The organism is Aeromonas sp. R1-1, from assembly GCF_040908495.1.
In the GTDB taxonomy this organism is placed as follows: domain Bacteria; phylum Pseudomonadota; class Gammaproteobacteria; order Enterobacterales; family Aeromonadaceae; genus Aeromonas; species Aeromonas veronii.
Window position 1 is genome coordinate 44,818 of the sequence record NZ_JBFODV010000074.1, and the last position, 7,603, is coordinate 52,420.

The 7,603-nt window shown below is 61.2% G+C and carries 5 protein-coding genes; 2 read left to right on the forward strand and 3 right to left on the reverse strand.

Going from position 1 to position 7,603, the window contains the following annotated elements; all coding sequences use genetic code 11:
- Positions 1-312 precede the first annotated feature (312 nt).
- Both AB5Y92_RS04505 and AB5Y92_RS04510 read left to right on the forward strand, forming a co-directional pair.
- The gene (locus tag AB5Y92_RS04505) at positions 313-1,839 is read left to right on the forward strand and encodes an EAL domain-containing protein (RefSeq protein ID WP_368225729.1); all 1,527 of its coding nucleotides are present in this window, start codon (positions 313-315) and stop codon (positions 1,837-1,839) included.
- Between the two features lie 300 nt (positions 1,840-2,139).
- The gene (locus AB5Y92_RS04510) at positions 2,140-3,237 is read left to right on the forward strand and encodes a calcium:proton antiporter (RefSeq protein ID WP_368225731.1); all 1,098 of its coding nucleotides are present in this window, start codon (positions 2,140-2,142) and stop codon (positions 3,235-3,237) included.
- 145 nt (positions 3,238-3,382) lie between these two features.
- Here AB5Y92_RS04510 and hutH read toward each other — a convergent pair whose 3' ends face one another.
- The 3 genes from hutH to hutG form a co-directional block, all read right to left on the reverse strand.
- Positions 3,383-4,915 carry a histidine ammonia-lyase gene (gene hutH / locus AB5Y92_RS04515; protein ID WP_368225733.1) on the reverse strand — a complete coding sequence of 511 codons (1,533 nt, stop codon included), beginning with the start codon at positions 4,913-4,915 and terminating at the stop codon, positions 3,383-3,385.
- A 4-nt stretch (positions 4,916-4,919) separates the two neighbouring features.
- The gene (gene hutU, locus AB5Y92_RS04520; protein WP_368225735.1) at positions 4,920-6,629 is read right to left on the reverse strand and encodes a urocanate hydratase; all 1,710 of its coding nucleotides are present in this window, start codon (positions 6,627-6,629) and stop codon (positions 4,920-4,922) included.
- Between the two features lie 53 nt (positions 6,630-6,682).
- The coding region (gene hutG, locus AB5Y92_RS04525; RefSeq protein WP_368225737.1) for a formimidoylglutamase at positions 6,683-7,603 on the reverse strand (921 nt) is incomplete at its 5' end.

The following is a 7,603-nucleotide window of genomic DNA, read 5'->3' on the forward strand; positions in this document are numbered from 1 at the left end:
CAAAGGGGACCAAAAGGAACACTCATATCAAAACTAACACTCTGTGCTACTGACAAAAAACAGATACAGGAGTATTGAACACACGGTGAGTCAAACCGCAGGGCTACTCTAATGCAGTTCGGATAAGCTGAGCAATTGTCATTTATGACAGGTCAGCGATTGAATCTAGCCAAAGTTAATAATAAAAACATTTAAAATCATGTGGTTAAAAAATCAATCAACAAGTGTGACAACTCGGACTCAAATTGATTGCACTAATGCTCTATGATGGCTAAGTCCATTTGTGTCTCATGAAACTGGCAGGTACTTCCTTTGCGTAAATCACCCGTCTGGATCGCTCTGTTGCTGTTTGTCCTGCCTATCGTGGGCAGCCAGTTTCTCGGCCTGTGGTTTGCCAAGCCGATGGCCTTTCATCTGCTGGAAGAGAAGGTTGCCGAGCTCAAGGGAGCCATGGCCGTACGCCACCGAGAGCTGGATGCCGCCATCAACAAACAGCTGGCACAATTTGAGTTCAAGTGCGGCGCCAAAGACATGGAGCTGCTGCGCGATCCGCGCTTCTACAGCGCTCATATCCGCCTGCAAGGGCTGGAGCTCGCCTCCGGCAACAGCTGCTCCAGCCTGGGGGTGGAGATCCCGCTGATCAAAGAGCTCCAGAACAGCGGGCAGAAGTTTGGCAAGTTGGGGATCACCGCCACAGTGGCCAAATACAATACCGAACAGGAGCTGGTGGCCTTTTACCGATCCGGCGACAACCTCGCCTACTGGGTGCTGGATAACAGCTGGAGCCACGACCTGCTGCAACACCCCTGCAGCCACTGCTTCTATCTGGAGTTCAGCCGACAGGATACCGATGCAAGCACAGTCCACTTTCCCCGTGGCGACAAGGAGATCAAACAGGAAGAGAGCAATATCAGCCTCAGTTTCTTCGATCCCAATGAACTCACCAAACAGACGGTCTGGGCGGGAAAAGCGCTGGAGCAATATGCCTATGACCAACTCAATCACTACGGTCTCTGGTTCGGTATCGCGCTCGGTGCCCTGTTAAGCGTCACATACTGGCTGCTGCGCAGCTATCGGCGCTCCCTCAAGGGACTGCTGCAAACAGGGTTGATACGCAGGGAATTTATTCCCCTCTACCAACCGATAGTGGATGCCCGTACCCACCAAGTGGTGGGATTCGAGGCGCTGCTGCGCTGGCAGCGGGGAAACGAGCTGATCCCTCCGGGCACCTTTATCGAATATGCAGAGGAGCAGGGACTGATCCTGCCGATGACCGAACAGCTGCTGGAGCAGGTGATCACCGACCTGCCGCAGCTGGCGCCAGAGCAGTGGGTCAGCGTCAATCTGGTGGCGGCCCATATCGAGCAGCCCCTGCTGCGCACCTTGCTCGCTCACAGCCAAAACCCCTCACCCACCCGGCTCACCTTCGAGCTGACGGAGCGCAAGCCGATCCTCGACATCAAGGCGGCCACCGAGGAGATCACCCTGCTGCAACAGATGGGGTATCACTTCAAGCTGGATGATTTTGGTACCGGCTACGGCGGCTTTGCCTACCTGCAGAGCCTGGGGATCCGCCAGATCAAGATCGACAAGATGTTCGTCGATACCATAGGCACCAACGACCTCAAGCGCAGCGTACTGGATGCCATCATCGTCTTCGGTCGGGAATCGGGCATGGAGATGATCGCCGAAGGGGTCGAGAGCCAGTTGCAGGTCGACTATCTGAGCCAGCACGGCGTCTATCTGATCCAGGGCTACTTCTTCGGCAAACCCATGCCGCTGAAGATACTGACCCATTGGCAACGGGAGTGGCAGTTACAACACCAGAAGGCCAGCTAACGCAGATATGGCAGGATCTGGCCGTGAAACGGTTTGGTCAGCGGCTCGACATCATCAGGTTGATGCTGGCGGTAGAGCTTCGGCCATCAGGCGGGTAAATCCCCCTGCAGGCCCGGGCCCGGCTCAGTGGTGAAGTCGAACCACCTCCTGCCACCCCTTATTTACATTCAGCAACAAAATGATCTGCCCTGACAGGGATAACAACCCTTATCATAAGGAGCCGGTTATTGCGCAACTGATAACCGGGCAGCCTGTTTATGTCATCTGGTCGTCAAGACCCCCAATAGAGAACCATTGCCTATGAAGAGATTTATCCGGCAAGAGATTGCCCTGCCCGTTGGCCTGCTGACCCTGCTCTTTTTCAAGACGCTCGGCAGTGACCTGCTGACAGAGACAACTCCGCTCGGGATCTATCTTCCGGTTTCGGCGGCACTACTGGCCATCGTCACCTGGGCCATCTTCTCGGTGGTGCGCCACTCCGATGCCCTCGCCATCAAGCTTGGCGAGCCCTTCGGCACTCTGATCCTCACCCTCTCGGTCATCTCGCTGGAGGTGGTGATGATCTCCTCGGTGATGCTGACCGGTGAGCCCAACCCCACCATGGCCCGCGATACCATGTTTGCGGTAGTGATGCTGGTGAGTACCGGTCTGGTGGGCTTCACCCTGCTGTTTGGCGGCTGGCGCTACCACACCCAGAGCTTTAATCTGGACGGGGTCAAATCCTATCTGGTGGCCATCATCCCGCTCGCCCTGCTCTGTCTGGTGCTGCCCAACTTCACCGAAGGTGGTGCAATCGGCAGTATGTCGCGCGCCATGTCGTGGATGCTGATCATCATCTCGATCCTGCTCTACGGGGTCTTTCTGCTGATCCAGACCCGCAGCCACAGCCACTTCTTCGTCGACAGCGATCACGAGGATTATGAGGAGCACCACGGCCCGCTGCAGAGCAACGTCTATCACACCATCCTGCTGCTCGCCTACCTGCTGGTAGTGATCCTGCTGGCCAAGACCCTGGCCATCCCCATCAACTACGGGGTGCATGTGATGGACGCGCCCGCGGCACTGGGCGGCTTTATCGTCGCATGTATCGTGCTAGCTCCCGAAGCAGTCGGCGCCATCAAGGCCGCCTTCAACAACCAGCTGCAGCGGGCAATGAACCTCTACTTCGGCTCTGTGCTGGCCACCATCGCCCTCACCGTGCCTGCCGTGCTCTTTATCGGCTCCATGCTGGGTCAGGAGGTACGCCTCGGCCTCTCCCCCGCCGATATGGTGCTGCTGGTCACGACCTTGATGGTCTGTAAAGTGACCTTCAGCAGCGGCCGCACCAATGTGCTCCATGGTGCGACCCATCTGGTGTTGTTCGTGGTTTATCTGTTCCTGATGTTCGAACACGAATAACCGCGTTCAACCAACGTCAGAAACGCAAAGACCGCCCGATTGGGCGGTCTTTTGTCATCTGCTCCCGGCTGTCACCGGCGCCTGTGAAGCAGCTTTCCCCTCATCCCCCACCCTTCTCCCGCCAGGGGAGAAGGGGGATCAAGGCTTACAGACTGGGCAGCACCCCGGCCGGGATCAGGTCGTTGTAGCTGGCACGGCCCAGCAGGGCGGCGGCCGCTTCGATATCCGGCGCGAAGTACCTGTCCTTGTCGTAGAAGCTCACCTCTGCCCGCAGTCGCCCCTTGGCCAGCTCGATCAGCTCGGTACTGCGCAGCGGCGCGCGGAAATCGAGCCCTTGCGCCGCCGCCAGCAGTTCAACAGCCAGAATGCCGCGGGTGTTCTCCGCCATGTCTGCCAGCCGGCGGCCAGCGAAGGTCGCCATGGAGACGTGATCCTCCTGATTGGCGGAAGTGGGCAGACTATCCACCGAGGCGGGATGGGCCAGGGTCTTGTTCTCGGAGGCGAGCGCCGCCGAGGTGACCTGAGCGATCATAAAGCCGGAGTTGACCCCGCCGTTGTTGACCAGAAACGCCGGCAGACCGGACATCCGCGAGTCAATCAGCAGTGCCATCCGCCGCTCGGAGAGCGAGCCGATTTCGGCGATGGCCAGCGCCAGATTATCGGCGGCGAAGGCGACCGGCTCGGCATGGAAGTTGCCACCGGAGATGATCTCCTCATCCTCGGCAAACACCAGCGGGTTGTCGGAGACCGCGTTGGCCTCGCACACCAGCACCTCGGCGGCCTGACGGATCTGGGTCAGGCAGGCACCCATCACCTGCGGCTGGCAGCGCAATGAGTAGGGATCCTGCACCTTCTCGCAATTGTGATGGGACATGCCGATCTCGCTGCCATCCACCAGCAGGTGGCGATAGCAGGCGGCCGCGTCGATCTGGCCACGCTGACCGCGCACCGCGTGGATGCGGGCATCGAACGGCCGACGGCTGCCAAGGGCGGCCTCCACGCTCATGGCACCTATGGTGATGGCACCGGCGTAGAGATCCTCGGCATGGAACAGCCCTTCCAGCGCAAAGGCGGTACTGGCCTGAGTGCCGTTGAGCAGCGCCAGCCCTTCTTTCGGCGCCAGCGCGATGGGCTCGAGCCCGGCAATTTTCAGCGCAGTAGCGGCGTCGATCAGCTCGCCCTTGTGGCGAGCCTTGCCCTCCCCGATCAGCAGGCAGCTCATATGAGCCAGCGGCGCCAGATCGCCGGAGGCGCCGACGGATCCTTTCTTCGGCACCACCGGATAGACTTCGGCGTTGATGAGGGTCATCAGGGCCTCAAGCACCGTCAGCCGGATGCCGGAGAAGCCCCGCGCCAACGAGTTGAGCTTGAGCACCATCATCAGCCGCACGGTGGCGTCATCCATGTACTCGCCAATCCCTGCTGCGTGGGAAAGCACGATGGAGCGCTGCAGCTCGTCCAGCTGCTCCACCGGAATGCGGGTGTTGGCCAACAGGCCAAAGCCGGTGTTGATGCCATACACCACCCGGTTCTGCTCGATCACCTTGGTAACCACCGCAGCGGAGGCGTGGATCCCCGGCAGCGCGGCCGGATCCAGTGAAACATGTACCGGCTCGCGGCTGACGCGGCGCAGGGTGGCAAGATCCAGCTCGCCCGGAGTAATAGTCAATTCAAACATGGTGTTACACCTTTCCTTTGACACCGTTGGCGCCGTCAATCATCGGCAGATCCAGTTTCGCCTCATGGGCACAGTTGATGGCAATCTCGTAGCCGGCATCCGCGTGGCGCATCACCCCGGTGGCCGGGTCGTTGCGCAGCACCCGACCGACCCGCTTGGCAGCGTCATCGGAGCCGTCGCAGACGATCACCACGCCGGAGTGCTGGGAGAAGCCCATACCGACCCCGCCGCCGTGGTGCAGCGACACCCAGGTCGCGCCACCGGCGGTGTTGAGCAGGGCGTTGAGCAGCGGCCAGTCGGAGACGGCATCGGAGCCATCCATCATCGACTCGGTCTCGCGGTTCGGGCTCGCCACCGAGCCGGAATCCAGATGGTCGCGGCCAATGACGATGGGGGCTTTCAGCTCGCCGTTTTTCACCATCTCGTTGAAGGCCAACCCGAGCCGTACCCGATCCTTGACCCCGACCCAGCAGATCCGCGCCGGCAGCCCCTGAAACGCGATGCGCTCGCGGGCCATGTCGAGCCAGTTGTGCAGGTGAGGATCGTCGGGGATCAGCTCTTTCACCTTCTGATCTGTCTTGTAGATATCTTCCGGATCGCCGGAGAGGGCCACCCAGCGGAACGGCCCAATCCCCTCGCAAAACAGCGGGCGAATGTAGGCGGGAACGAAGCCGGGGAAGTCGAAGGCGTTTTTCACCCCCTCCTCCAGCGCCATCTGACGGATGTTGTTGCCGTAATCGAGCGTCGCCGCGCCGCGCTCTTGCAGGGTCAGCATCGCCTCCACCTGACGGGCCATGGAGCGGCGGGCGGCGACGTTCACCTCCTGGGGCGCGCTCTGCTGCAGCTCGCGCCACTTGGCCACGCTCCAACCCTGCGGCAGGTAGCCGTGCACCGGGTCGTGGGCGGAGGTCTGGTCGGTCACCACGTCAGGGGTGATGCCACGGGCCACCAGCTCGGCGAATACGTCGGCGGCGTTGCCGAGCAGACCGACGGAGACGGCGGCGCCGCTCTGCTTGGCCTCTTCGACCATGGCCAGCGCCTCATCCAGGCTGTGGGCCTTCTTGTCCACATAACGGGTGCGCAGACGAAAATCGATGCGAGTCTCGTCGCACTCCACGGCGATCATCGAGAAACCGGCCATGGTGGCGGCCAGCGGCTGGGCACCACCCATACCGCCGAGCCCACCAGTGAGGATCCAGCGCCCTTTGGGTTCACCGTTGAAGTGCTGGTTGGCCACCGCGAAGAAGGTCTCGTAGGTGCCCTGCACTATCCCCTGAGTGCCGATGTAGATCCATGAACCCGCGGTCATCTGGCCGTACATCATCAGGCCCTTCTTATCGAGCTCATTGAAGTGCTCCCAGTTGGCCCAGTGCGGCACCAGATTGGAGTTGGCGATCAGCACCCGCGGTGCATCCTTGTGGGTCTGGAACACCCCGACCGGCTTGCCGGATTGCACCAGCAGGGTCTGATCCTCCTCGAGCCGGGTCAGCACCTCGACGATCTTGTCAAAGCAGGCCCAGTTGCGGGCAGCGCGACCGATGCCGCCATAGACCACCAGTGACTGGGGATGCTCGGCCACCTCGGGATCCAGGTTGTTCATCAACATCCGCAGCGGCGCCTCGGTGAGCCAGCTCTTGGCGGTCAGTTCAGTGCCGCGCGGGGCACGGATCACGCGGTTCGGATCATGGCGGGGATCCTGCTGTTGCACAGACATACACACTCCTTGTTGTATCAATAGGGTGCCTTCGGCGATATGCGGCCAAAGGGTTAACGGGTCAACAGATGAACCAGTCGCGCGGCCACGCGGGCACTGCGATTGTCCTGATCCAGCGTCGGGTTATACTCGGCCAGATCGGCAAGCCTCAGCTTGCCGCTGGCCCGGATATGGGCAATGAGCGGTTCGATCACCGCCAGCTCCACACCACGGGCGGCGGGGGCGCTCACTCCCGGCATCAGGTTGCCGGGCAGCACGTCGAGATCGATGGTCAGATAGAGGTGATCACAGTGGGCGATAAAGGCGTCCAGCCCGCTTAGCAAGGCTGGCAGCTCGGTCGGCGTCATCGCCTCATCCAGCACATGCCACACGCCCAGCGCCTTGGCACGGGCAAACAGGGCTTGGGTATTGGCTGTCTCGGCCACCCCGAGGCAGGCGTAGTGAAACGGTGTGCCCTGAGCGGCGCACTGCTCGGCGATCTGGAAGAAGGGGGTGCCTGAGCTTGCCAATTCCTGCTTCATGCGCAGGTCGAAGTGGGCGTCGAAATTGATGATCCCGACCCGAACCTCGCCACCAAGATGACGGTTGAGGCCGCTCCAGCTGCCGAAGGCCACCTCGTGGCCGCCCCCCAGCACCAGCGGGAAGTGGCCCAGATCAAGCGCAGCGGCGACCCGCTCGGCCAGACGGCCGTGGGCGGCATCGAGATCCCCATCGGTACAGCTCACATCCCCGCCATCGTAGACGGGTCGATTCAGGTGCCAGGCAGTGTTGGCCAGCAGCTTGCGCACCGCCAGCGGCGCCCCGGCGGCGCCGACACGCCCCTTGTTGCGGCGCACCCCTTCATCGCAGGCAAAACCGAGCAGCACTACACCAGCTGCCTCTTGTGCCCCGGCAGCCCAGGGCTGCAACTTGTCATGCCAGCGCAGGGCCAGTTCACCATCTTCCGGATCCTGTCGTCCCTGCCAGAGCGACAT